Annotated in this window: 22 protein-coding genes and 1 other annotated feature; of the genes, 15 read left to right on the top strand and 7 right to left on the bottom strand. The window is 61.0% G+C overall.

What is annotated here, in order from left to right; translation table 11 throughout:
* Positions 1–12 precede the first annotated feature (12 nt).
* The 3 genes from ACJ8MK_RS05910 to sdeX all read right to left on the bottom strand — a co-directional run bounded on the left by ACJ8MK_RS05910 (position 13) and on the right by sdeX (position 4805).
* Positions 13–267 carry a type B 50S ribosomal protein L31 gene (locus tag ACJ8MK_RS05910; protein WP_004940303.1) on the bottom strand — a complete coding sequence of 85 codons (255 nt, stop codon included), beginning with the start codon at positions 265–267 and terminating at the stop codon, positions 13–15.
* A 186-nt stretch (positions 268–453) separates the two neighbouring features.
* Positions 454–3600 (bottom strand): multidrug efflux RND transporter permease subunit SdeY, encoded by a 3147-nt coding sequence (gene sdeY, locus ACJ8MK_RS05905; RefSeq protein WP_033637346.1) that lies wholly within the window; start codon positions 3598–3600, stop codon positions 454–456.
* A gap of 17 nt (positions 3601–3617) precedes the next feature.
* The gene (gene sdeX, locus ACJ8MK_RS05900; RefSeq protein ID WP_033637347.1) at positions 3618–4805 is read right to left on the bottom strand and encodes a multidrug efflux RND transporter periplasmic adaptor subunit SdeX; all 1188 of its coding nucleotides are present in this window, start codon (positions 4803–4805) and stop codon (positions 3618–3620) included.
* 142 nt (positions 4806–4947) lie between these two features.
* On the opposite strand from sdeX, the gene acrR reads away from it, so the two are divergent.
* Positions 4948–5622, top strand: coding sequence for a multidrug efflux transporter transcriptional repressor AcrR (acrR, locus tag ACJ8MK_RS05895; protein ID WP_033653243.1), 675 nt, complete (start codon positions 4948–4950; stop codon positions 5620–5622).
* A gap of 11 nt (positions 5623–5633) precedes the next feature.
* Positions 5634–5987: a DsrE/DsrF/TusD sulfur relay family protein gene (locus ACJ8MK_RS05890; RefSeq protein ID WP_033647269.1), complete on the top strand. Its 354-nt coding sequence runs from the start codon at positions 5634–5636 to the stop codon at positions 5985–5987.
* A gap of 275 nt (positions 5988–6262) precedes the next feature.
* On the opposite strand, the gene rsmS is transcribed toward ACJ8MK_RS05890, so the two are convergent.
* Complete coding sequence (rsmS, locus tag ACJ8MK_RS05885; RefSeq protein ID WP_016928837.1) at positions 6263–6442, bottom strand: pleiotropic regulatory protein RsmS; 180 nt, start codon at positions 6440–6442, stop codon at positions 6263–6265.
* Between the two features lie 103 nt (positions 6443–6545).
* Positions 6546–7082, bottom strand: a complete 537-nt coding sequence (gene priC / locus ACJ8MK_RS05880) for a primosomal replication protein (RefSeq protein WP_334282329.1) — start codon at positions 7080–7082, stop codon at positions 6546–6548.
* A gap of 134 nt (positions 7083–7216) precedes the next feature.
* Between priC and ACJ8MK_RS05875 the strand changes: the two genes are divergently transcribed.
* The 12 genes from ACJ8MK_RS05875 to ACJ8MK_RS05820 all read left to right on the top strand — a co-directional run bounded on the left by ACJ8MK_RS05875 (position 7217) and on the right by ACJ8MK_RS05820 (position 20645).
* On the top strand, positions 7217–7597 hold the full coding sequence (locus tag ACJ8MK_RS05875) for a DUF454 family protein (protein ID WP_041033683.1): 381 nt from the start codon (positions 7217–7219) through the stop codon (positions 7595–7597).
* 278 nt (positions 7598–7875) lie between these two features.
* Positions 7876–8427 carry an adenine phosphoribosyltransferase gene (gene apt / locus ACJ8MK_RS05870; protein WP_015376864.1) on the top strand — a complete coding sequence of 184 codons (552 nt, stop codon included), beginning with the start codon at positions 7876–7878 and terminating at the stop codon, positions 8425–8427.
* A 92-nt stretch (positions 8428–8519) separates the two neighbouring features.
* On the top strand, positions 8520–10478 hold the full coding sequence (gene dnaX / locus ACJ8MK_RS05865; RefSeq protein WP_101427852.1) for a DNA polymerase III subunit gamma/tau: 1959 nt from the start codon (positions 8520–8522) through the stop codon (positions 10476–10478).
* Positions 9811–9875 (top strand) — a sequence feature (DnaX frameshifting element). Its footprint overlaps the gene before it by 65 nt.
* A gap of 41 nt (positions 10479–10519) precedes the next feature.
* On the top strand, positions 10520–10849 hold the full coding sequence (locus ACJ8MK_RS05860) for a YbaB/EbfC family nucleoid-associated protein (protein WP_004940264.1): 330 nt from the start codon (positions 10520–10522) through the stop codon (positions 10847–10849).
* A complete protein-coding gene (gene recR / locus ACJ8MK_RS05855; RefSeq protein ID WP_004940263.1) occupies positions 10849–11454 on the top strand; it encodes a recombination mediator RecR in 606 nt (201 codons plus the stop codon). The genes ACJ8MK_RS05860 and recR overlap by 1 nt, the downstream gene beginning before the upstream one ends.
* 144 nt (positions 11455–11598) lie before the next feature.
* Entirely contained in the window at positions 11599–13464 is a 1866-nt protein-coding gene (htpG, locus tag ACJ8MK_RS05850) for a molecular chaperone HtpG (RefSeq protein ID WP_033637352.1), read from the top strand.
* Between the two features lie 202 nt (positions 13465–13666).
* Complete coding sequence (gene adk, locus ACJ8MK_RS05845; RefSeq protein ID WP_004940261.1) at positions 13667–14311, top strand: adenylate kinase; 645 nt, start codon at positions 13667–13669, stop codon at positions 14309–14311.
* A 165-nt stretch (positions 14312–14476) separates the two neighbouring features.
* Entirely contained in the window at positions 14477–15610 is a 1134-nt protein-coding gene (locus ACJ8MK_RS05840; protein ID WP_039566980.1) for a sugar diacid recognition domain-containing protein, read from the top strand.
* A gap of 119 nt (positions 15611–15729) precedes the next feature.
* A complete protein-coding gene (locus ACJ8MK_RS05835; protein ID WP_015376868.1) occupies positions 15730–16995 on the top strand; it encodes a GntP family permease in 1266 nt (421 codons plus the stop codon).
* Between the two features lie 9 nt (positions 16996–17004).
* On the top strand, positions 17005–18168 hold the full coding sequence (locus tag ACJ8MK_RS05830) for a glycerate kinase (protein WP_039566979.1): 1164 nt from the start codon (positions 17005–17007) through the stop codon (positions 18166–18168).
* Positions 18169–18287: 119 nt separating this feature from the next.
* The gene (hemH, locus tag ACJ8MK_RS05825; RefSeq protein WP_033637355.1) at positions 18288–19250 is read left to right on the top strand and encodes a ferrochelatase; all 963 of its coding nucleotides are present in this window, start codon (positions 18288–18290) and stop codon (positions 19248–19250) included.
* A gap of 90 nt (positions 19251–19340) precedes the next feature.
* Positions 19341–20645 (top strand): inosine/guanosine kinase, encoded by a 1305-nt coding sequence (locus ACJ8MK_RS05820; RefSeq protein WP_033647265.1) that lies wholly within the window; start codon positions 19341–19343, stop codon positions 20643–20645.
* Between the two features lie 56 nt (positions 20646–20701).
* On the opposite strand, the gene ybaL is transcribed toward ACJ8MK_RS05820, so the two are convergent.
* Entirely contained in the window at positions 20702–22393 is a 1692-nt protein-coding gene (gene ybaL, locus ACJ8MK_RS05815) for a YbaL family putative K(+) efflux transporter (protein ID WP_033637356.1), read from the bottom strand.
* 245 nt (positions 22394–22638) lie between these two features.
* Positions 22639–23859: an MFS transporter gene (locus tag ACJ8MK_RS05810; RefSeq protein ID WP_033637357.1), complete on the bottom strand. Its 1221-nt coding sequence runs from the start codon at positions 23857–23859 to the stop codon at positions 22639–22641.
* Positions 23860–24037: 178 nt separating this feature from the next.
* Here ACJ8MK_RS05810 and ushA point away from each other — a divergent pair, with 178 nt between their 5' ends.
* A complete protein-coding gene (gene ushA / locus ACJ8MK_RS05805; RefSeq protein ID WP_033653238.1) occupies positions 24038–25690 on the top strand; it encodes a bifunctional UDP-sugar hydrolase/5'-nucleotidase UshA in 1653 nt (550 codons plus the stop codon).
* Positions 25691–25792 lie beyond the last annotated feature (102 nt).

The raw sequence follows: 25792 nt of genomic DNA, 5'->3' as shown, positions 1-25792 counted from the left end.
GGGATTTCCTTGTTACTTATTGCCGATAAAGCGGCCAAAGCGCTGCTGGAAGCGCGCCGTGCTGCCTTCTTTGGAATAGTCTTTCTGCTTGCCGGTGTAGTACGGATGCGAAGCGGAAGAGACGTCGAGGGTGACATACGGCCAGCTTTCGCCGTCCAGCTCGATGGTGCGATCGGTTTTGATGGTCGATCCCACTTTAAAGTAGGCGTTGGCGCTGACGTCGTGGAAGACCACGGTGCGGTAATCGGGATGGATGCCGGGTTTCATAATGGCTCTCTCGTGTAATGTTATACTATAACAATAATTATGCGCCGACCCGGCGTCGCGATCAAGCGTAAATTGCGCCCACGAGTGAATTAATGAGAACGGTTTGCATTAAGCAACTGAAGCAAAAGAAAAAGGCCGCATGTGCGGCCTTTTCGATTATCGGGTGGAGCTCATATCACTGAGCGATCAATGGTGCTCTACCGGATGGCTGTGTTCCAGGTCTTCGTTCTTCTTGCTGAAGCGGCGGCGAACCACCACGAAGAACACCGGTACGAAGAAGATCGCCAAGACGGTGGCGGTGATCATCCCGCCCATTACGCCGGTACCTACCGCGTTCTGTGCGCCGGAGCCCGCACCGCTGCTGATAACCAGCGGCAGAACCCCGAGGATGAAGGCCAGAGACGTCATCAGGATTGGACGCAGACGCATACGCACCGCTTCCAACGTCGCTTCGATCAGGCCTTTGCCTTCTTTCTCCATCAGATCCTTGGCGAATTCCACGATCAGGATGGCGTTCTTCGCCGATAGACCGATGGTGGTCAGCAGCCCCACCTGGAAGTACACGTCGTTGTTCATGCCGCGCATCGTCGCGGCCAGCAACGCACCGATAACCCCCAGCGGCAATACCAGCATGACCGAGAACGGCACGGACCAGCTTTCATACAGCGCCGCCAGACACAGGAACACCACCAGAATCGAGATGGCGTACAGCGCCGGCGCCTGGTTGCCCGACAGACGTTCCTGATAGGACATGCCGGTCCAGTCGTAACCGATGCCGCTTGGCAGTTTGGACGCCAACTGTTCCATCAGGTTCATCGCTTCACCGGTACTCTTGCCCGGTGCGGCCTGGCCCAGAATTTCCATCGACGGCAAGCCGTTATAGCGTTCCAGGCGCGGTGAGCCATATTCCCATTTCGCCGAAGAGAAGGCGGAGAATGGCACCATTTGGCCGCTTGTACCGCGCACGTACCACTTGTTGATGTCTTCCGGCAGCATACGGAACGGCGCGTCGGCCTGTACGTATACCTTCTTCACACGACCGCGGTCGATGAAGTCGTTGACGTACGAGCCGCCCAGCGCGGTGCTCAGCGTGCTGTTGATGGTGGTGATGCTGACGCCCAGCGCCTTGGCTTTCTCCTGATCGACGATCAGTTTGAACTGCGGCGTATCTTCCAGGCCGTTCGGGCGCACGCCCACCAGCACGTCCGGATGTTGAGCAACCATGCCCAACAGCTGGTTACGCGCTTCGGTCAGTTTCTCGTGCCCCAGGCCGCCCTGGTCAATCAGCTCGAAGTCGAAGCCGGTTGCGGTACCGAGTTCGATGATCGCCGGCAGGTTGAACGGGAATACCAGGCCTTCTTTAATCTGCGAGAATGCGCCCATGGCGCGACCCGCAATCGCTTCGACCTTGTTCTCGCTCCCTGGACGCTCGCCCCAGTCTTTCAGGCTGACGAATGCCAGGCCGTTGTTCTGGCCGTTACCGTTGAAGCCGAAGCCCGCGACGGTAAACACCGAAACCACGTTGTCCTTTTCCTTGTTCAGGAAGTAGTCGGAGACTTCTTCCAGCACTTTGTTGGTGCGGGACTCGGTGGCGCCGGCAGGCAGCTGCACCATGGTCAACAGGATGCCCTGATCTTCGTCCGGCAGGAACGAGGAAGGCAGGCGCAGGAACAGCAGGCCCATGCCAACCACGATCAGCAGGTAGATGATCAGATAGCGGCCGGTGCTGCGCAGGATGTTGCCCACGCTGTCGGTATAGTGATGCGTGCTTTTCTCGAACATGCGGTTAAACCAGCCGAAGAAGCCTGTTTTAACCCCGTGATCGCCTTTCGGGATCGGTTTGAGCATGGTGGCGCACAGCGCCGGCGTCAGGATCAAGGCCACCAGCACCGACAGCGCCATCGCGGACACGATGGTGATCGAGAACTGGCGATAGATGGCGCCGGTTGAACCGCCGAAGAACGCCATCGGCACGAATACCGCCGACAGCACCATGGCGATACCCACCAGCGCGCCCTGAATCTGGCCCATCGATTTACGGGTGGCTTCTTTCGGCGGCAGCCCCTCTTCGGCCATGACGCGCTCGACGTTTTCCACCACCACGATGGCGTCATCCACCAGCAGGCCGATCGCCAACACCATGCCGAACATCGTCAGGGTGTTTATCGAGAAGCCGAACGCCGCGAGTATCGCAAAGGTCCCCAGCAGCACCACCGGCACCGCGATGGTTGGGATCAGCGTCGCGCGGAAGTTCTGCAGGAACAGATACATCACCAGGAATACCAGGATGATGGCTTCGATCAGCGTTTTCACCACTTCGTTGATGGAGATCTTAACGAACGGGGTGGTGTCGTACGGATAAACCACTTTCATCCCTTGCGGGAAGAATGGCGTCATCTTGGCCAGCTCGTCTTTCACACCTTTGGCGGTGTTCAAGGCGTTGGCGCCGGTTGCCAGTTTGATACCCAGACCGGCGGCAGGCTTACCGTTGTAGCGAGCGGTAACGGCATAGCTTTCCGCGCCGCGCTCGATGTGAGCGACGTCGCGCAGGCGTACCTGGGAACCGTCGGTATTCACCTTCAGCAGGATCTTGCCGAACTCTTCCGGCGAAGTCAGACGGGTCTGCGCGATGATCGAGGCGTTCAACTGCTGCCCCGGCACCGGCGGCAGGCCGCCCAGCTGGCCTGCGGCGATCTGGTTGTTCTGCTCGGTGATGGCGGAGGTCACGTCCGTGGTCGTCAGCTGGTAGTTGTTCAGCTTGTTCGGATCCAGCCAGATACGCATCGCGTACTGGGCACCGAACAGCTGCACTTCACCCACGCCGGACGAACGGCTGATCGGATCCTTGATGTTGGACGCAACGTAGTCCGCAATATCGTCCTGAGTCATGTTCGGATCGTCGGAAACGAAGCCGGCCACCATCAGGAAGCTGCTGCTGGATTTTTCTACTTTCAGGCCCTGTTGCTGAACTTCTTGCGGCAGCAACGGGGTGGCCAACGACAGTTTGTTCTGGACCTGAACCTGCGCGATGTCAGGATCGGTGCCGGATTCAAACGTCAGGGTAATGGTGACGCTACCAGAGGAATCACTGGTGGAGGACATGTACATCAGGTTATCGATACCGTTCATGTTCTGTTCGATAATCTGCGTGACGGTATCCTGCACCGTTTTGGCATCTGCGCCCGGGTAGTTGGCGGAAATACTCACCGCCGGCGGTGCAATAGTGGGATACTGCGCGATCGGCAGTTTCATTATTGCAAGCACCCCCGCCAACATGACGATGATGGCGATTACCCAGGCGAAAATTGGGCGGTCTATAAAGAACTTAGCCATGTATTACAGGCTCCTTTTTATGACTTCTGCGCTTCAGACTGCGGCTGTTTTTGCGCCTGAGTGTCAACTTCCTGCACTTTTACCTGCGCGCCCGGATGCACTTTCATCAGGCCGGAGACGATCACGCGATCGCCGGCTTTCAGGCCATCGGTAACCAGCCATTTGTCGCCAATCGCCTGATCCGCCTTCAGCGTGCGCAGCTCAACTTTGTCGTCTGCCCCTACCACCAACGCCGTCGCTTCGCCGCGCGGGTTGCGGGTGACGCCTTGCTGAGGCACCAGCAGCGCATCGCTGCGCACGCCTTCGTCCAGACGGGCGCGCACGAACATGCCCGGCAGCAGCGTATCGTTCGGGTTAGGGAACAGGGCGCGAATGGTGATGGAGCCGGTGGTCTCGTCGACGGTGACGTCGGAGAATTCCAGCGTGCCTTCCTGCGCGTATTCGGTGCCGTTTTCCAACAGCAGTTTCACTTTAGCCTTGCCGTTTTCCTGCTTCAGCGCGCCGCTGGCCAACTCTTGCTTCAGGCGCAGGAAGTCGGTGCTCGACTGGGTGACGTCGACATACATCGGATCCAGCTGCTGCACGGTGGACAGGGCGGTCGCCTGGCCGTTGCTGACCAGCGCGCCTTCGGTCACGGCGGACTTGCCGATGCGGCCGGAGATCGGGGAGGTCACCTTGGTGTACGCCAGGTTGATGCGCGCGGTTTCCACGGCGGCCTTGGCGGCCACCACGGCGGCATCCGCCTGCTGCAGGGTGGAGACGGCGTTGTCGTAGTCCTGCTTGCTGATGTAGCTGGTACCCAGCAATGGCTTGTAGCGGTTTACCGTCACGCGTGCGATGGAAGCGCTGGCCTGTGCTTTGGCCAAATCGCCTTTCGCGCTGTCGTAGCTGGCTTGATAGGTGGCGGGATCGATTTGGTACAGAGACGTCCCGGCCTTGATATCGCTGCCTTCAACGAAGTTGCGCTTCAGGATGATGCCGCTGACCTGAGGGCGAACTTCGGCGATACGATACGCAGCGGTGCGGCCAGGAAGATCGGTAGTGATGTTGAGAGGCTCGGCCTTCAAGGTGACTACGCCCACTTCAGGCGCCTGTTGTTGGGCGCCTTGCTGTTGGGTTTCTTTATCGTTACATCCTGTTAGCACTAAGCTGCCTGAAAGCATCAGAACGGCCGCCAGAGGCGTTAACCCTCTGTTTTTGTTCATAGAAAAACCTCAAGTGTCCGATTTCAAAATGATCAATGGATCACAAGCTTTAAAACCCATTGCTGCGTTAATTATATGTGCGTGCTATGGTACATACATTCGCGAATGTATGTAAATCACACTCCCCCTAAATAACAATGCCATGGCACGAAAAACCAAACAGCAGGCGCAAGAAACCCGACAGCAAATCCTTGATGCTGCGGTGAGAGAGTTCTCTGAACGTGGCGTTGCTGCAACGTCACTGACAGATATTGCCACCGCTGCCGGGGTTACGCGTGGAGCCATTTACTGGCACTTCAAGAATAAGGTAGACCTGTTTAATGAAGTTTGGGAATCTACCGAGCCGAAAATTGACCAGCTCGAAACAGAGTATCAGGCAAAGTTTCCCGATAATCCACTGCGGGTTATCCGAGAAATTCTGATTTACATTCTGACGTCTACGGTTGAAGACGGCCGTAGGCGGGCGTTGATGGAAATTATATTCCACAAATGCGAGTTTGTCGGTGAAATGATGCCGCTGCTGGATTCGCGCAAGGTGCTGTATCTCGCCGGCTACGAACGCATCGAAGCGGTGCTGTATAACTGCATTCACCACGGGCAATTACCCGCCGATTTACATACCCGCCGCGCGGCGATCATCCTGCGCGGTTATATCACCGGCCTGATGGAAAACTGGCTGTTTATGCCGGAAAGTTTCGATCTGCGGGCCGAAGCCGAAGCGCTGGTGGACGCGTTTTTGGAAATGCTGCAGTTTTGCCCCACCTTGCGCCTCAAACCCGACGCGGCGACGCCTGACGCCGACCGCCTTCCTTTATAAGGAGAGATTTCATGTCATCCATTGTTCTCATCGCCAATGGCGCCGCCTATGGCCATGAATCCTTGTTCAATGCGCTGCGGCTGGCCATCGCCATGAAAGAGCAGCAGAGCAGTCTCGACCTGCGGCTGTTTCTGATGTCCGATGCGGTGGTGGCCGGGCTGGCCGGGCAGCAGCCGCACGAGGGATACCACCTGCAGCAGATGCTGGAGATCCTCACCGCGCAGCAGGTGCCGGTCAAGCTGTGCAAGACCTGTGCCGACGCGCGCGGCGTCAGCCGCTTGCCGCTGGCGGACGGCGTGGCGATCGGTACGTTGGTCGAGCTGGCGCAGTGGACGCTGGCGGCGGAAAAAGTGCTGACTTTCTGATTCCGCTGCAACGGGCCATCAGCTGCAACGCTTTTGTTGTTCGTTGCCCGCCGGCGGCCGTGACAATCTTCAGGCTTCTTAACCGATCCGAAGCTAAATCATGCAGCGCTGATTGATTCTGCCTTCTCTGGCGCCGCTCACGTTTGTCGGCGCATCGCCGCCGCGACACGCTTTTTTTTCCTTATTATTTGCGCGCTCAGCTCGCCGGACGAAGGCGGCCAGACGGCGGGCTGATGAGCGTTGAAAGACGAAAGGGACAGCGGCGCTGTCCCTGATTACTGTCCGGCAGGCAGATAGGGGGAGGTGACGCCGGCGCGCTGCAGTTTTTCCTGATAATCCCGTTTGACGATATCCAGCGCCGCCAGCGCGGTGGCCGGATCGATCTCGTTGCATTCCAGCAGGTAAATCAAGTCTACCGCCAGCTGCAGTTCGGGTGAGGCGTTTTCCAGAGACATAGCACCTGCGCTTAATTAATGGAATGAATAACTCGCGTACCGGCAGAGTATAGTGAACCCGGCGCGCAACCGGGAATAATCATTAAAATATTGTGATAAATCTTCAAAAACCGTTTTCTTTGCGCTCGATATTGCGCTCGATGCGCGCCAGCGCCTGGCGGCAGCGCATCAGGCGCCCCTCCAGCGCCGCCAGCTCGTGCTGCAGCTTTTGCTGCGCCGCCAGCGAGGTCTGGCGGCCAAGCAGGCTTTCCCGATCCTGAATCATGGCGATCAGCCGGCGTTCGTAGTCCTGATGCTCGGCCAGCTTGTGGTACAGATCGGCCTCGGGGGCTTCTTTCGGCTGGTTCTTGCGCCGCAGCGCCTGGGTGGCCAACTCGCGCTGCAGGGCGGCGATCTGAGCCACCAGTTTTTCGGCCAGAAAGGCCACCTGGCTGGTACGGCTGTCGTTGGCGGCGCTTTGCAGCTGGGCGAAATTCTTCTCCACCTCGGCCAGGTAGTCGCGCAGCCGCGTGCCGCGGTTGGCGAACAGGGCGGCGTCGAAGCGCGCCTGCGGGATCGGAACGTCGCCGCGCGGGGTCACTTCGGCCGCCAGCGCCGCGATCTGCTGTGCCAACACCTGTAATAGACGCTGAGTGCTCACATAAGCTCCCTCTTGATTTCAACAGGCGTAAGCTTGCCCGCGATCCTGCCGTGAAACAAGCGCTGCACGCATATTCCGCCGGCGCGGCGCCGATGCTACAGTAGGCGGCAACCGATTGAGGAGCGAAGAGCCGCATGACGCGTGGGTTATTGATCATTTTGGGCTGGCTGGCGGTGGTGCTGGCGACGTTGGGCGTGGTGCTGCCGCTGTTGCCGACCACGCCGTTTCTGCTGTTGGCCGCCTGGTGTTTCGCCCGCTCTTCGCCGCGCTTTCATCACTGGCTGCTGCACCGCTCCTGGTTCGGCCCCTACCTGCGCCACTGGCAACAGCATCGCGCGCTGCCGCCGGGAGCGAAGTGGAAGGCGGTGCTGGTGATCGTGCTCACCTTCGCCTGTTCGCTGTGGCTGGTGAAAATTTGGTGGGTGCGCGGGCTGTTGCTGCTGATGCTGGTCATTTTGCTGACCTTTATGCTGCGCCTGCCGGTTATTGACCTGCCGCAACAAAAACAGCGCTGATTGTCCCTTAAACTCCCCAATAGCTTTCAAGCCGCAGCTAGACGACAAACGCAGGCATCCCCGGGAGCTTACTTAGGTAAGTGACCGGGGGGAATGCGTGCAGTCAACAACGCTGCGGGTTGAAAGATGCAGGGGAGAGTTGCATTTGTCCGCCAGTTTGCATAGATTTGGGCGTTTTCGTGCGCGGATCGCCTGCCATTTCATCTCCGGTGTGTTTCACCCGGCGGCGGCGGGTGAGCGGCGCGCCGGTTTTCAGGCAGTTTTATCAGGCAACAATTATGACCGCTACTGCGCAGCAGCTTCAGTTTATTAAAGACAGTATCAAAACCATCCCGGATTATCCGAAGCCGGGCATCCTGTTCCGCGACGTGACCAGCCTGCTGGAAAACCCGTTGGCCTACGCCGCCAGCATCGAGCTGTTGGTTGAGCGCTATCGCGAAGCGGGCGTGACCAAGGTGGTGGGTACCGAAGCGCGTGGTTTCCTGTTCGGCGCGCCCGTCGCGCTGGCGTTGGGCGTCGGTTTCGTGCCGGTGCGCAAACCGGGCAAACTGCCGCGCGCCACGCTCAGCGAAAGCTATGAGCTGGAGTACGGCACCGACAAGCTGGAGATCCACACCGACGCCATCACCGCGGGTGACAAAGTGCTGGTGGTGGACGATCTGCTGGCGACCGGCGGCACCATCGAAGCGACCACCAAACTGATCCGCCGCCTGGGCGGTGAAGTGAACGACGCCGCATTCATCATCAACCTGCCGGATCTGGGCGGGGAAGCGCGTCTGAACAAGCTGGGCATCGACTGCTACTGCCTGGTGGACTTCGCCGGCCATTGATGCGGCATCGCCCCTTGGGCACAACGGCCTCGCGGATCGCCGCGGGGCTGTGTTAGCATGACCCTCCAGATTCCTCGACTTCTCCGGTATTAATGAGCTATCAGGTTCTCGCCCGTAAGTGGCGCCCTCAAACGTTCGCAGACGTGGTCGGCCAGGAACATGTCCTGACCGCGCTGGCCAACGGCCTCTCGCTGGGGCGGATCCATCACGCCTATCTGTTCTCGGGCACGCGCGGCGTGGGGAAAACCACCATCGCGCGCCTGCTGGCCAAAGGCCTGAACTGTGAAACCGGCATCACCGCCACGCCGTGCGGCCAATGCGACAACTGCCGCGAGATCGAGCAGGGGCGCTTCGTCGATCTGATCGAGATCGACGCCGCTTCCCGAACCAAGGTTGAAGATACCCGCGATCTGCTGGACAACGTTCAGTACGCGCCGGCGCGCGGCCGCTTCAAGGTCTACCTGATCGATGAAGTGCACATGCTCTCGCGCCACAGCTTCAACGCGTTGCTCAAGACGCTGGAAGAGCCGCCGCCGCACGTCAAATTCCTGTTGGCCACCACCGATCCGCAAAAGCTGCCGGTGACCATTCTCTCGCGCTGTCTGCAATTCCACCTCAAGGCGCTGGACGTCGATCAGATCCGCCAGCAGCTGGAAACGGTGCTGACGGCGGAGCAGATCACCAGCGACGCCCGCGCGCTGCAGCTGCTGGCGCGCGCCGCCGACGGCAGCATGCGCGATGCGCTGAGCCTGACCGATCAGGCGATCGCCATGGGGCAGGGGCAGGTGACCGCCGCCACCGTCAGCCAGATGCTCGGCACGCTCGATGACGAACAGCCGCTGGCGATCCTCGAAGCGCTGGTCAGCGCCGACGGCGAAAAGGTGATGGCTCAGGTCGCACAGGCCGCTTCGCGCGGCGTGGACTGGGAAAACCTGCTGGTGGAGACGCTGGCGCTGCTGCACCGCATTGCGATGGTGCAGCTGCTGCCTTCGATGCTCGACAATCAGTACGCCGCCGTGGAACAACGGCTGCGCGAGCTGGCGCGCACCCTGCCGCCGGCCGATGTGCAACTTTACTACCAGACGCTGTTGGTCGGCCGCAAAGAGCTGGCCTATGCGCCGGATCGCCGCATGGGGGTTGAGATGACCCTGCTGCGCGCGCTGGCGTTTCACCCGAAAGCGGTGATCCCGGAGCCGGTGGCGTTGGTGCAGACCGCGCCGGCGCCGATGGCGCAGCCGCAGGCCGCCGCATCGCAACAGCCGCCGCAGTTTCAGGACGTGCCGCCGCCGCTAGGGCAGCCGGCCGCGCCGTCGCGGCAATCATCGACCCCATTACCGGATGCCACCGCCCAGCTGTTGAAAGCGCGGTCCCAGCTGCAGCGGCAGCAGGGAGCATCCACACCAAAAAAGAATGAGCCGGCGGCGCCAGGAATAGCGCGGCCGGCAAACTCGGCGCTGGGGCGTTTGGCTTCCGTGACCGAGCGTAGCCAGCAGCGTCTGGCGGAGAAGAAGGTGCCGGAAAAACCGGCCAAGCCGGAAGCCTATCGCTGGCGCGCGCAGACCGAGCCGGAAGCGGCACCGGAACCGCTGGCGACGCCGAAAGCGTTGCGCACGGCGTTGGAGCACGAGAAAACGCCGGAGCTGGCCGCCAAGCTGGTGGTGGAGTCGCTGGAGCGCGACGCCTGGGCGGCGGAAATCGACAGGCTGAAGATCCCGAAACTGGTGCAGCAGCTGGCGTTGAACGCCTTCAAGCAGCAGCCGGAAGCGGGCAAGATTTGCCTCCATCTGCGGTCTTCGCAGCGTCATCTGAATTCGCCTTCGGCGCAGAAGACGCTGGCCGAAGCGCTCGGCGAGCTGTACGGCAGCCCGATCGAGCTGACCGTGATAGAGGACGATAATCCGGCGGAGCGCACCCCGCTGGAATGGCGACAAGCCATCTATGAAGAAAAGCTGGCGCAGGCGCGCCAGTCCATCGTTGCGGATACCCATATTCAGACGCTGTGCCGGTTCTTCGACGCGGATCTGGATGAAGAGAGTATCCGCCCCCTTTAAACGCCGCGCGAGGTGCGCGGCCCTAGCGACGAGAGACGACTATGTTTGGTAAAGGCGGTCTGGGCAACCTGATGAAGCAAGCCCAGCAAATGCAAGAAAAAATGCAGCAGATGCAGGAAGAAGTCGCCAAATTGGAAGTGACCGGCGAGTCTGGCGCGGGCCTGGTGAAGGTCACCATCAACGGTGCGCACAACTGCCGCCGCGTGGAGATCGATCCTAGCCTGATGGAAGACGACAAAGAGATGCTGGAAGATCTGATCGCCGCCGCGTTCAACGACGCCGCGCGCCGCATCGAAGAGACCCAGAAAGAGAAGATGGCCTCCGTCTCCAGCGGCATGCAGTTGCCGCCTGGCTTCAAGATGCCGTTCTGATGCAAACCAGCCCGCTCCTTGAATCCCTGATGGAGGCGCTGCGCTGCCTGCCGGGCGTCGGCCCGAAATCGGCGCAGCGCATGGCGTTTCAGCTGCTGCAGCGCGATCGCAGCGGCGGCATGCGCCTGGCGCAGGCGTTGACGCGCGCGATGTCGGAAATCGGCCACTGCGCCGACTGCCGCACCTTCACCGAGCAGGACGTCTGCACCATCTGCGCCAATCCGCGCCGTCAGCAAAACGGCCAGATTTGCGTGGTGGAAAGCCCGGCGGATATCCATGCCATCGAGCAGACCGGCCAGTTCGCCGGGCGCTACTTTGTGCTAATGGGGCATCTGTCGCCGCTGGACGGCATCGGGCCGGGCGATATCGGTCTGGATCGCCTGGAGCAACGGCTGGAAAAGGAGAGCATCACCGAAGTGATCCTCGCCACCAACCCGACGGTGGAAGGGGAAGCGACCGCCAACTATATCGCCGAGATGTGCGGCCAGTATGGTGTGCTCGCCAGCCGCATCGCCCACGGCGTGCCGGTGGGCGGCGAGCTGGAGATGGTCGACGGCACCACGCTGTCGCATTCGCTGGCCGGGCGCCATGCCATCAAGTTCTGATGTTTTCCCGGATGGGGCCGTTCGGCCCCGTCATTTTTTTGCCAAAAATCTCCCGCCGTCCGCTTGAAAAACAAGACCCTGACCCTCATCTGATCCTTATTGTTCGATTTTGGTAGCCATTGTCTTTTGAGGTAATCAATGAGTATGAAAGGTCAAGAAACCCGCGGGTTCCAGTCTGAAGTAAAACAGCTGCTTCATTTGATGATCCATTCGCTGTACTCCAACAAAGAAATTTTCCTGCGCGAGCTGATTTCCAACGCCTCTGACGCCGCCGACAAGCTGCGTTTCCGCGCCCTGTCCGCGCCAGAGCTGTACGCCGGCGACGGCGAGCTGCGCGTCCGCTTGTCCTTCGATAAAGAGCAGCGCACCCTGACCATCGCCGACAACGGCATCGGCATGCGCCGCGAAGAAGTGATCGAAAACCTCGGCACCATCGCCAAGTCCGGCACCAAAGCGTTCCTGGAATCCATCGGTTCCGACCAGGCGAAAGACAGCCAGCTGATCGGCCAGTTCGGCGTCGGTTTCTACTCGGCGTTCATCGTGGCGGACAAAGTGACCGTGCGCACCCGCGCCGCCGGCGCCGCCGATGACGAAGGCGTGTTCTGGGAGTCCGCCGGCGAAGGCGACTACACCATCGCCGACATCACCAAAGAGACGCGCGGCACCGAAATCACCCTGCATCTGCGCGAAGGCGAAGATGAGTACCTCGACGCCTGGCGCCTGCGCTCGGTGATCGGCAAATATTCCGATCACATCGCCTTGCCGGTAGAGATCGAAAGCAAAAACGAAGAAGACGACACCGTCACCTGGGAGAAGATCAACAAGGCGCAGGCCCTGTGGACCCGCAGCAAGGCGGACGTGACCGACGAAGAGTACAAAGAGTTCTACAAGCACATCGCCCACGACTTCACCGATCCGCTGAGCTGGAGCCACAACCGGGTAGAAGGCAAGCAGGAGTACACCAGCCTGCTGTATATCCCGGCGCAGGCGCCGTGGGACATGTGGAACCGCGATCACAAGCATGGCCTGAAGCTGTACGTGCAGCGCGTGTTCATCATGGACGACGCCGAGCAGTTCATGCCGAACTACCTGCGCTTCGTGCGTGGCCTGATCGACTCCAACGATCTGCCGCTGAACGTGTCGCGCGAGATCCTGCAAGACAGCCGCGTGACGCAAAACCTGCGCGGCGCGCTGACCAAGCGCGTGCTGCAAATGCTGGATAAGCTGGCCAAAGATGACGCCGAAGGCTACCAGAAATTCTGGCAGCAGTTCGGTCTGGTGCTGAAAGAGGGCCCGGCGGAAGACCACGGCAACCAGGAAGCGATCGCCAAGCTGCTGCGCTTTGCCTCCACCCACGGCGACAGCTCGGCGCAGACCGTGTCGCTGGAAGAGTACGTCGGCCGCATGGCGGAAGGGCAGGAGAAGATTTACTACATCACCGCCGACAGCTACGCCGCCGCCAAGAGCAGCCCGCACCTGGAGCTGTTCCGCAAGAAAGGCATCGAAGTGCTGTTACTGTCCGATCGCATCGACGAGTGGATGATGAGCTATCTGACCGAATTCGACGGCAAGCCGTTCCAGTCGGTCAGCAAAGCGGATGAAACGCTGGACAAACTGGCGGATGAAACCGAAGAGCAGAAGGCCGCCGAGAAGCAGCTGGAGCCGTTCATCGAACGCGTGAAAACCCTGCTGGGCGAGCGCGTGAAGGATGTGCGCCTGACGCACCGCCTGACCGATACGCCGGCGATCGTGGTGACCGACGCCGACGAAATGAGCACCCAGATGGCCAAGCTGTTCGCCGCCGCCGGCCAGCAGGCGCCGGAAGTGAAGTACATTTTCGAGCTTAATCCGGAGCATGCGTTGGTCAAACGCGCATCCGATGTGGGCGATAACGAACATTTCGCCGAATGGATCGACCTGTTATTGGATCAGGCTCTGCTGGCTGAACGCGGCACGCTGGAAGATCCGAACCTGTTCATCCGTCGCATGAACAAGTTGCTGTCCGCCTGAAACTGAAAATATGCGCCCTTAACGGCACCGTTAGGGGCGCATTGCCGATTTTTCCCCGCCTTTTCTCGCTTTTTGCTCGTCCGTTTTTTTGCACATTCCGCAATCGATTTCCTTCGCGCGCCTTGAGCCTGCCCCCCCTGAAATGGTATCGTTGAGCGTTTTCGCAATTTTATAAAAACTACATAGCAAGGGGATTTACGCAATGCGTATCATTCTGCTGGGCGCTCCGGGCGCTGGTAAAGGTACTCAGGCTCAATTCATCATGGAGAAATACGGCATTCCGCAAATCTCCACCGGTGATATGTTGCGCGCAGCCGTGAAGGCCGGCAGTGAACTGGGCAAGCAGGCGAAAGAGATCATGGACGCCGGCAAGCTGGTGACCGATGAGCTGGTGATCGCGCTGGTCAAAGAGCGCATCGCTCAGGAAGATTGCCGCAAGGGCTTCCTGCTGGACGGTTTCCCACGCACCATTCCGCAGGCTGACGCGATGAAAGAAGCCGGCATCAACGTGGACTTCGTGCTGGAGTTCGACGTGCCGGACGAGCTGATCGTTGACCGCATCGTTGGCCGCCGCGTGCACGCGCCGTCCGGCCGCGTATACCACGTGAAGTTCAACCCGCCGCAGGTGGAAGGTAAAGACGACGTGACCGGCGAAGAGCTGACCACGCGCAAGGACGATCAGGAAGAGACCGTGCGCAAGCGCCTGGTGGAGTATCATCAGATGACCGCGCCGCTGATCTCTTACTACAGCAAAGAAGCGGCGGCGGGCAACACCCAATACCGCAAAATCGACGGCACCCGCAAGGTGGCCGAAGTGAGCGCAGAGCTGGCGACCATCCTCGGTTGATCGCAAGCACGTTGTGCATGACGCCGGGCCTGTGGCCCGGCGTTTTTTTTTGCCGTTTTCCCGCCAAATTGTGATCGCGGCGGCTTGTTGCGGCCGTGCCCGTTAATCGCCCGCGCCAAATAGCGTATAACAAGCCTGCGTTTTCACCCTCAGCAGGGAGCGGGCATGCTCAGACAAACCAATCTTCTGGCGGAAGCCACCGCGCGCCAGATCGTCCAGCGGGCGATGGGCATCATCAGCCATTCCGTCAACGTGATGGACAGCAACGGCGTGATCATCGCCTCCGGCAACCCGCAGCGCCTGTTCCAGCGCCATGAAGGCGCCGTGCTGGCGCTGGCGGAAAATCGGGTGGTGGAAATCGACCGCGCCACCGCCGAACATCTGAAGGGCGTGCGGCCCGGCATCAACCTGCCGTTCAGCTTTCGCAACCAGCGGGTGGGGGTGATCGGCATCTCCGGCGAACCGGCCGAGGTGCGCGCCTACGCCGAGCTGGTGAAGATGGCGGCGGAGATGATGGTGGAGCAGGCGGCGCTGCTGGATCAGCACCAGTGGGAAAAACGCTACCGGGAAGAGCTGGCGAACCAGCTGCTGCAGCCCCAGCCGAACACCGCGTCGCTGGCGGCGATGGCGGCGTATTTGGGGTTGGATCTGCGCCAGGCGCGCATCGTGTGGATCGTCGAGCTGCAAGAGGCGCAGCCGCACCTGCTGCGCGAGCTGCTGGCGGAGCTGGAGGCCACCCAGCGCGACGCGTTGATCGCCATTACCGGCTTCAATGAAATGACCCTGCTGCGCCCGGCCTGCATGGTGCAGGGCGAATGGAGCCTGAAGCTGGAGCGCCAACAGGCCCAGCGTTTGCAAAACCAACTCAAACACCGCTTCCGGGTGCGGCTGATCGTCGGCGGTTTTTATGACGATCCGCAAAGCGCCTATCGTTCCAGCCTGACGGCGCGCGCCACTCAGGCGATGGCGCAGCGCCTGAAACTGCGTCACGCCACGCTGTTCTACCACGACTACCCGCTGCCGTCGCTGTTGTGCGATCTGGGGGAGGATTGGCGCGCGCAGGAGCTGGGTCGCCCCTGGCGGACGCTGGGCGAACAGGACGAAAAAGGCGTGCTGCGCGGCACGCTGCGCCACTATTTTTCGCAGAATTGTGATCAGACGCAGACCGCCGCACAGCTGCATATCCACGTCAATACCCTGCGCTATCGCCTGCAGCGTATCGAAGCGATAACCGGCATGAAAATCAACCAATTAACCGACGCTCTGCGGTTATATATCGGCATGCTGATGCACGACTGAGTTGTGCCAACCCACAAATTCCACGCCGTTCCCCCGGCGATTTTTTGTTGTTTCCCCTCAGGCCAACGCCGGGCGCGCGGGATATGTTGGCCTGCACATCAACCACGGAGAAAACAACAATGACAACCGTATCCACTCTGGGGGCGCTGGTGGCGTTAGCCGTCGCCATCGTCCTGATTCTACGCAAGGTGCCGCCGGCTTACGGCATGATCGCCGGCGCGCTGGCGGGCGGGCTGTGCGGCGGCGCCGATCTGGTGCAGACCGTAACGCTGATGATCGGCGGGGCGCAGGGCATCACCAACGCCGTGATGCGCATCCTGGCGGCGGGGGTGCTGGCCGGGGTGCTGATCGAATCCGGCGCGGCGCACACCATCGCCGAAACCATCGTGCGCAAGGTGGGCGAAACCCGCGCGCTGCTGGCGCTGGCGGTGGCTACACTGATCCTGACGGCGGTAGGGGTGTTTATCGACGTGGCGGTGATCACCGTCGCGCCGATCGCGCTGTCGATAGCCCAAAAGGCCGGCATTTCGCGCGCGGCGATCCTGCTGGCGATGATCGGCGGCGGCAAGGCCGGCAACGTGATGTCGCCCAACCCGAACACCATCGCGGCGGCGGACAATTTCCACGTGCCGCTCACCTCGGTGATGATGGCCGGCATCGTGCCGGGGCTGTGCGGCCTGGTGGTGGCCTATCTGCTGGCGCGCCGCCTGAGCGATAAAGGCAGCAAAGTGATGGCCGAAGAGCTGACTCAGCATGCCGAAGGGGCGCGGCCGGGCTTCGCCGCGGCGATCAGCGCGCCGCTGGTGGCGATCCTGCTGCTGTCGCTGCGGCCGATCGCCGGCATCGCCGTCGATCCGCTGATCGCGCTGCCGGCCGGCGGCTTGGCGGGCGCGCTGCTGATGGGGCGCATCCGCCAGTGCAATCAGTTTATGGTCTCCGGCCTGTCGCGCATGGCGCCGGTGGCGATCATGCTGCTCGGCACCGGCACGCTGGCGGGCATTATCGCCAACTCGGCGCTGAAGGATGTCTTGATTAACGGCTTAACGCATACCGGGCTACCGGCCTGGCTGCTGGCGCCGCTGTCTGGCGCGCTGATGTCGATGGCGACCGCGTCGACCACCGCCGGCACCGCCGTGGCTTCCGGGGTGTTCAGCTCCACGCTGCTTGAGCTGGGCGTGAGCGGGTTGGCCGGCGCTGCGATGATCCATGCGGGCGCCACGGTGCTGGATCACCTGCCGCACGGCAGCTTCTTCCACGCCACCGGCGGCAGCGTCAATATGGCGGTGCACGAGCGGCTGAAGCTGCTGCCGTACGAAACGCTGGTGGGGTTCACCATTGCGGCAATCTCGGCGCTGATGTTTGGCGTATTTAACCTGGCGGGATAAGGAACAGTGATGAAAACGCTGAAAAAAGTGGTTATTGCCCCGGATTCTTTCAAAGAGAGCCTGAGCGCGCTCGGCGTCGCCGACGCCATCGAGCGGGGGTTCCGCCAAATTTACCCGCAGGCGCACTACGTGAAGCTGCCGATGGCGGACGGCGGCGAAGGCACGGTGGAGTCGATGGTGGCGGCCACCGGCGGTGAAATCGTCCAGGTGACGGTCACCGGGCCGCTGGGGGAGCCGGTGCAGGGGTTCTATGGCCTGCTGGGCGACGGCGAAACCGCGGTGATTGAAATGGCCGCCGCCTCAGGGCTGCACCTGGCGCCGCCCGGCCGGCGCGATCCGCGCATCACCACCAGCTACGGCACCGGCGAACTGATGCTGGCGGCGTTGGAACGCGGCGTGAAGGCGGTCATTCTCGGCATCGGCGGCAGCGCCACCAACGACGGCGGCGCCGGGATGATGCAGGCGCTGGGCGTGAAGTTGCTGGATAAGGCACGCCGGCCGCTGCCGGCGGGCGGAGCGGCGCTGGCGCAGCTGGCGCATCTCGATCTCGCCGGGCTGGATGCGCGTTGGCAACGGGTGAGCGTGACCGCCGCCTGCGACGTCGATAACCCGCTGTGCGGCGAAAAGGGCGCCTCGGCGGTGTTCGGGCCGCAGAAGGGAGCGACGCCGGAGATGGTGGCGCAGCTCGATGCGGCGCTGCATCACTATGGCGAGCTGCTGGAACGGGAAACCGGCCGCGCGGTGCTCACCCAGCCAGGGGCGGGCGCGGCGGGCGGCATGGGGGCGGCGCTGCTCGGCATGCTCAACGCGCGCTTGCGGCCGGGCATCGAGATCGTCACCGAAACCCTGCGCCTGGATGAGGCGGTGCGCGATGCCGATCTGGTGATCACCGGGGAAGGCCGGCTGGACAGCCAGTCGATCCACGGCAAAACGCCGATCGGCGTGGCGCGGGTGGCCAAGCGCCACGGCGTGCCGGTGATCGCCATCGCCGGCAGCCTGACGCCGGATTACCAGGTGGTGCATCAACACGGCATCGACGCGGCGTTTTCGGTGCTCGATGGCATCGTGACGCTGGAAGAAGCGCTGGCGGGGGCCGATCGCAATCTGCAGGTGACGGCGCGCAACGTGGCGGCGGTGTGGCGACTGGCGCAAGGGGGAGGCCCACAGGCATAGCCTGTTGCTGTTATCGGTTTCGATGCACGACTTTTCCGTTACAATAGCCGGCATTAATGGCTGCTGACATCCCGACCCAGAACGGAATGCCGGCCGGAAAGGAAATGAGGGGAACTGAGATGAAGCAAGAGAAACACGGCGTATTGCTGGTGAACCTGGGCACGCCAGATGCGCCGACCTCGTCGGCGGTCAAACGCTATCTGAAGGAATTCCTCAGTGACGATCGCGTGGTCGACACGGCGCCGCTGATCTGGTGGCCGATCCTCAACGGCGCGATCTTGCCGATCCGTTCGCCGCGCGTGGCGAAGCTCTATCAGTCGGTGTGGATGGAAGAAGGCTCACCGCTGCTGGTGTACAGCCGCCGCCAACAGCGGGCGCTGGCGGCGCGCATGCCGAATACGCCGGTGGAGCTGGGCATGAGCTACGGCTCGCCGAGCCTGGCGGAAGCCATCGACAAGCTGCTGGCGCAGGGCGTGACCAACCTGGTGGTGCTGCCGCTCTATCCGCAATATTCCTGTTCCACCAGCGCGGCGGTATGGGATGGCGTAGCGCGGGTGCTGAAAGGCTATCGCCGCTTGCCTTCTGTGGCCTTCATCCGCGATTACGCCGAACACCCGGCCTACATCGCCGCGCTGCAGCAAAGCGTGGAGCGCTCGTTCGCCGAGCATGGCCAGCCGGATCGGTTGGTGCTGTCGTTCCACGGCATCCCCAAACGCTATGCACGCCTGGGCGACGACTACCCGCAGCGCTGCGAGGATACGCTGCGAGCGCTGAGCGCCACATTGCCGCTGGCGCCGGAGCGAGTGATGATGACGTACCAATCGCGCTTCGGCCGCGAGCCGTGGCTGACGCCGTACACCGATGAGACCCTGAAGGGGCTGCCGGCGCAGGGCGTGAAGCACATTCAGCTGATTTGCCCGGGTTTCTCGGCGGACTGCCTGGAAACGTTGGAAGAGATCAAGGAGCAGAACCGCGAGATCTTCCTCGAGGCCGGCGGCGAGAAGTTTGAGTATATCTCTGCGTTGAACGACGAGCCGGCGCATATCGATATGATGCAGCAGCTGGTGGCGCAGCGCCTCTAATCATCAATAATCTGTATATTAGAATCATCGTGATCGGGCGGGAATGTGTTAACATTCTCCGCTTGTTAAACCGCCACCACCGCCAATCACATGAAATTTCCTGGTAAACGCAAGTCCAAACACTATTTCCCGGTGAGCGCCCGCGATCCGCTTCTGCAGCAGGCCCAGCCCGAAAGTGAAATCAGCACCTCGTATATCGTCGGCATCGACCAGACGCTGGTGGATATCGAGGCGAAGGTGGACGACGCTTTTGTCCAGCGCTACGGCCTGAGCCTGGGCCACTCTCTGGTGATCGAAGACGACGTCGCCGAGGCGCTGTATCAGGAACTGAATGAAAACAACCTGGTTACCCATCAGTTCGCCGGCGGCACCATCGGCAATACCATGCACAACTATTCGGTGCTGGCGGACGATCGCTCGGTGCTGCTCGGCGTGATGTGCAGCAACGTGAAAATCGGCAGCTACGCCTACCGTTACCTGTGCAATACCTCCAGCCGTACCGATCTCAACTATCTGCAGGGCGTAGACGGCGCCATCGGCCGCTGTTTCACGCTGATTGGCGAAAGCGGCGAGCGCACCTTCGCCATCAACCCGGGCCAAATGAACCAGCTGCGCCCGGAAAGCATTCCTGAAGAAGTGATCGCCGGCGCGTCGGCGCTGGTGCTGAGCTCTTATCTGGTGCGCTGTAAGGAAGGCGAGCCGATGAAGGCTGCCACCCTGCAGGCGATCGAATACGCCAAAAAGCACGACGTGCCGGTGGTGTTGACGCTGGGCACCAAGTACGTCATTGCCGACAACCCGCAGTGGTGGCGCGACTTCCTGAAGGAAAACGTGACGATTCTGGCGATGAACGAAGACGAAGCGTTGGAGCTGACCGGGCTGAGCGATCCGCTGACCGCCTCGGACATGGCGCTGGAGTGGGTGGATCTGGTGCTGTGCACCGCCGGGCCGAACGGCCTGTATATGGCGGGCTACACCGAAGAGGCCAACAAGCGCCAGACCCAGCACCCGCTGCTGCCGGGGCATATCGCCGAGTTCAACCGCTACGAATTCAGCCGCGCCATGCGCCGCGAACACTGTGAAAATCCGCTGCGCGTTTATTCGCACATCGCACCGTATATGGGCGGGCCGGAGAAGATCATGAACACCAACGGCGCCGGCGACGGCGCGCTGTCGGCGTTGCTGCACGATATCGCCGCCAACGGCTATCACCGCCACAACGTGCCGAACTCCAGCAAGCACGTGCGCAGCTACCTGACTTACTCCTCCCTGGCGCAGGTGTGCAAATATGCCAACCGCGTCAGCTACCAGGTGTTGAACCAGCATTCGCCGCGCCTCACTCGCGGCCTGCCGGAGCGGGAAGACAGCCTGGAAGAGTCTTACTGGGAGCGTTAACCCGCTGAAAAAGAAAAGGTCCGGCATGCCGGACCTTTTTTTGCGCGCGTGGCGCTTCAGATAGGGCAGCCGCCCATTTTTTCTTCTTCGCTCAGGGTGTCCAGCTGCAGGATGTTCAGCATGCTGTTGGCGATCTCCCGTTCGCCCATCACCACCTGGTTGGCGCCGCGATCGGTGATGTAGGCCACCTCGTCGTCGTAGTGGGCGCGGGCAATGATCTCGATATTCGGCCGCTTGGCGCGCGCCGAGGCGACGATCTCGCCGGCCTCATAGCCGTTGGGGATGGTCAGCAGCAGCCAGCGCGCGCAGTCGAGCCGCGCCAGATCCATCACTTCCGGATTGGCGGCATTGCCCAGCACCGTCTTGATGCCCTGTTCGCGCAGCGCTTCCACCCGCGGGCGGGAGTTCTCGATCACCACCAGCGGGATGCCCGCTTCGGCCAGTTTGCCGCCCAGCAGGCTGCCGACGCGGCCATAGCCGACCACCAGCGCGTGATTGCACATATCCACCGGGATTTGCTTCTCTTCTTCCACCGCCTCTTCGAGGATTTGGTCTTCGATGGTTTCGGTCTTGGCCAGATAGCGTTCCAGCAGGGTGAACAACAGCGGATTGAGCATGATGGACAGAATGGCGCCGGCCAGTACCAGATTGCGGCCGTGTTCCGACATCATGCCGAGCGCAATGCCGAGGCCCGCCAGAATAAAGGCGAACTCGCCGATTTGCGCCAGGCTGGCGGAAATGGTCAGCGCGGTGCGCTTGGAGTGACCGAACATTTTCACCAGCAGGAACGCGGCGGCGGATTTGCCGAACACGATGATCGCCAGCGTCGCCAGCACCGCCAGCGGTTCGTTAATCACGATCATCGGATCGAACAGCATGCCGACCGAGACGAAGAACAGCACTGCGAATGCGTCGCGCAGCGGCAGGGTGTCGTGCGCCGCGCGGTGGCTCAGTTCGGACTCGTTCAGCACCATGCCGGCGAAGAAAGCGCCCAGCGCGAAGGAGACGTCGAACAGCTTCACCGCGCCGTAGGCGATGCCGAGCGCCAGCGCCAATACCGCCAGGGTGAACAGCTCGCGCGAGCCGGTGCTGGCGGTTTTTGACAGGATCCACGGCACCAGCCGGCGGCCGACCACGATCATCAGCGCGATAAAGGCGATGACCTTACCGATGGTCAGCGCCAGCTCCATCAGCAGCTGGCTGCTGCTGGCGTTGTCGTTGCCCAGCATGTTGCCGAAGGCCGGCAGCAATACCAGCGTCAGCACCATCGCCAAATCTTCGACGATCAGCCAGCCGATGGCGATTTGCCCGCGCTGGCTGTCGATCAGCTGCCGCTCCTCCAGCGCGCGCAGCAGCACCACGGTGCTGGCGGTGGAGAGGCAGAGGCCGAACACCAGGCCGGAGATCAGATCCCAGCCGAGCAGCTTGGACAGCCCCATGCCGAGCAGGGTGGCGACGGCTATTTGCGCTACGGCGCCGGGAATGGCGATAGATTTTACTGCGAGGAGGTCTTTCAAAGAGAAGTGCAGGCCAACACCGAACATCAACAGGATAACGCCGATTTCCGCCAGTTCCGGCGCCAATGAGGTATCGGCGACGAAACCGGGGGTGAACGGGCCGGCGAGCACGCCTGCGGCCAGATACCCCACCAGAGGGGAGATGCGCAGGCGGTTCGCCAGCATGCCGAGGAGGAAGGCGAGTACTAACCCTCCGACGATGGTGGTAATGAGCGGTGTTGAATTATGCATCCATACTCCTTCTGGCTATGCATCGCGGCACGGGAGAAACGCAACAAAGTTACGAAAAGATACATTTAGTTTATTGCATTTGTGCACGACTTGCTTGGCTAATTTGGCCTTTTTTGTAAAAAGGCAGAGGATTTCACTTAAGGCGCGGCAATGAGGGGGTTTTGTGCCAGATATGGAAAATAACATTGATTTATCCGTAAGATAACCCGGACGAATAAGTAATTTCATCCGGGCTAGTCGCGGGGTTATTGCGGTTTATGCTCCATATTGGGCAGCAGTGCGGTGATAATGCCGATCAGCGGCAGGAAAGCACAGATTTGGTAGACTAGTTCGATACTGGTCAAATCCGCGACATAACCAAGAACTGCCGCGCCTAATCCGCCCATACCGAAAGCAAAACCGAAGAATAAGCCGGAAACCATGCCCACCTTGCCGGGGATCAGCTCCTGGGCGTAGACCAAAATGGCGGAAAACGCCGAGGCGAGAATAACCCCGATAATCACCGTTAAAATGCCGGTCCAATAGAGCGATGCATAGGGTAAAACAAGGGTAAACGGCGCAGCGCCGAGAATAGAACCCCAAATAACGTATTTTCGCCCTATCTTGTCGCCGAGAGGCCCGCCGATAATGGTGCCTGCCGCCACCGCGAACAGGAAGGCGAACAGGTGAATTTGCGCATTCTGCACCGAAACGCCGAATTTATGTATCAGATAAAAGGTGTAATAGCTGCTGATGCTGGCCAGATAGAAGTATTTAGAGAAAATCAGCACCAGCAGGATGCCCAGCGAGTAGACTACGGTACGTTTTGGCAGCGGTTTCAGCGTTGATGGGCTTTTCGGCTGCCCTTTAGTTGCCCGGTGCTGATGTTGATACCACTTGCTGACCTGCAGCAACACCACGATCGCCAGCAGCGCCGCCAGCGTGAACCAGGCGACGTTACCCTTGCCGTAAGGCGCGATGATCAGCGCAGCCAGCAGCGGGCCTAGCGAGCTGCCGAAGTTGCCGCCGACCTGGAACAGCGACTGCGCCAGGCCGTGCCGCCCGCCGGAGGCCATGCGTGCCACGCGCGAGGATTCCGGGTGGAACACCGATGAGCCGGTGCCCACCAGCGCCGCCGCCAGCAGCACCAGCGGGAAGGTGCTCGCCACCGACAGCAGCAGCAGGCCGGACAGGGTAAAGCCCATGCCGATCGGCAGCGAATAAGGCTGCGGGTGTTTATCGGTGTAATAACCAATCAGCGGCTGCAGCAGCGAGGCCGTCAGCTGATAGGTCAGGGTGATCATGCCGATCTGCACGAAGCTGAGGTGAAAATCGGCTTGCAGGATCGGGTAAATCGCCAGGATCAGCGATTGGATCATATCGTTGAGCAGGTGAGACACGCTGATGGCGCCGAGGATGGAGAAGGCGGTGCCTTTCACCGCACTGCCCTTGGCGGGCGGCATCGCGCTTTGGCTACTGTCGGTCATATTATTATTAGCCTGATAAGTTGTTGAGCACAGAGAAGACATCTTAGGCAGGGTGCGCAATTTTTACCATATCTGAAATAATCAGACTCACATCGCAAAAATTTGAAATCAGCTGTCATTGATTCGCGCTACAATTTCGCCCTCATCATAAAAGCCATTTAATACACGGAGATCCGCCATGCGTTTTTCGCTGAAAACCACCGCATGTGCGTTGGCCGTTTCCCTGACGTTGCTGTCGGGGGCCGCCAGTGCCTGGGAAAAGGATAAGACCTACGCCATCACCATTCTGCATACCAACGACCATCACGGTCACTTCTGGCAGAACGATCATGGCGAATACGGCCTGGGCGCGCAGAAAACGTTGGTGGACGGCATTCGTCAGGAAGTGGCGGCGCAGGGCGGCAGCCTGCTGTTGCTGTCCGGCGGCGATATCAACACCGGCGTGCCGGAATCGGATTTGCAGGACGCCGAGCCGGACTTCCGCGGCATGAACCTGGTGGGTTACGACGCGATGGCGATCGGCAACCATGAATTCGACAACCCGCTGAGCGTGCTGCGGCAGCAGGAAAAATGGGCGACCTTCCCGCTGCTGTCCGCCAATATCTATCAGAAAAGCACCGGCCAGCGCCTGTTCAAGCCTTACGCCTTGTTCGACAAGCAGGGCATCAAGATTGCCGTGATCGGCCTGACGACCGACGACACCGCCAAGATAGGCAACCCGGAGTACTTCACCGACATGGAGTTCCGCGTGCCGGCGCAGGAGGCGAAGCAGGTGGTGGAGCAACTGCGCAAGGACGAGAAGCCGGACGTGATTATCGCCGCCACCCATATGGGGCACTACGACAACGGCGAACACGGCTCGAACGCGCCGGGCGACGTGGAAATGGCGCGCAGCCTGCCGGCCGGGTATCTCGACATGATTGTCGGCGGCCACTCGCAGGATCCGGTGTGCATGGCCGGCGACAACCGCAAACAGGCAGATTACGTGCCGGGCACGCCGTGCTCGCCGGATCGCCAGAACGGCACCTGGATCGTGCAGGCGCACGAGTGGGGCAAATACGTGGGCCGCGCCGACTTCGAATTCCGCAACGGCGAGCTGAAGCTGGTGCATTATCAGCTGATCCCGGTAAACCTGAAGAAGAAGGTGGAGAAGGCGGACGGCACCAGCGAGCGGGTGTACTACACCCAGCAGATCGCGGAAGACCCGGCTATGATGAAACTGCTGACGCCGTTCCAGGAGAAGGGCAAGGCGCAGTTGGGCGTGAAGATCGGCAGCGTTAACGGCAAGCTGGAGGGCGATCGCAGCAAGGTGCGCTTCGTGCAGACCAACCTGGCGCGGGTGATGCTGGCGGCGCAGAGGGAGCGCGCCGATGCCGACTTCGCGGTGATGAGCGGCGGCGGGGTGCGCGATTCGATTGAAAGCGGCGATATCACCTATAAGAACGTGCTCAAGGTACAGCCGTTCGGCAACACCCTGGTGCATGTCGATATGAAAGGCAGCGAGGTTGAGCAGTACCTGGCGGTGGTGGCCAACATGAAGCCGGATTCCGGCGCCTACGCCCAGTTCGCCAACGTCAGCCTGGTGGCGGACGGCAAGGGCGTCAGCGAGGTGAAGATCAACGGCCAGCCGCTGCAGGCGGATAAAACCTACCGCATGGCGACGCTGAACTTCAACGCGCTGGGCGGCGACGGTTATCCGAAGCTGGACGGGCTGCCGAGCTACGTCAACACCGGTTTTATCGACGCCGAGGTGTTGAAGCAGTACATCGAGAAACATTCACCGCTGGATGCGGCGGCCTACGAGCCGAAGGGCGAGATCGTCTATCGATAAGGGCGTAGCGGAACGGCGTTTCTCGCTTGTCGCGGGGGCGCCGTTCCCGCCGTCGCTTTTTTCCTCCCCATCAACGCATTCTGTCGGCGTTGCCGTTTTAGA

Source organism: Serratia sp. CY38905, assembly GCF_052168875.1.
Classification (GTDB): Bacteria; Pseudomonadota; Gammaproteobacteria; order Enterobacterales; family Enterobacteriaceae; genus Serratia; species Serratia sarumanii.
Note: the sequence above shows the minus strand (reverse complement) of the source record. Positions and strands in the feature narration are given on the sequence as shown.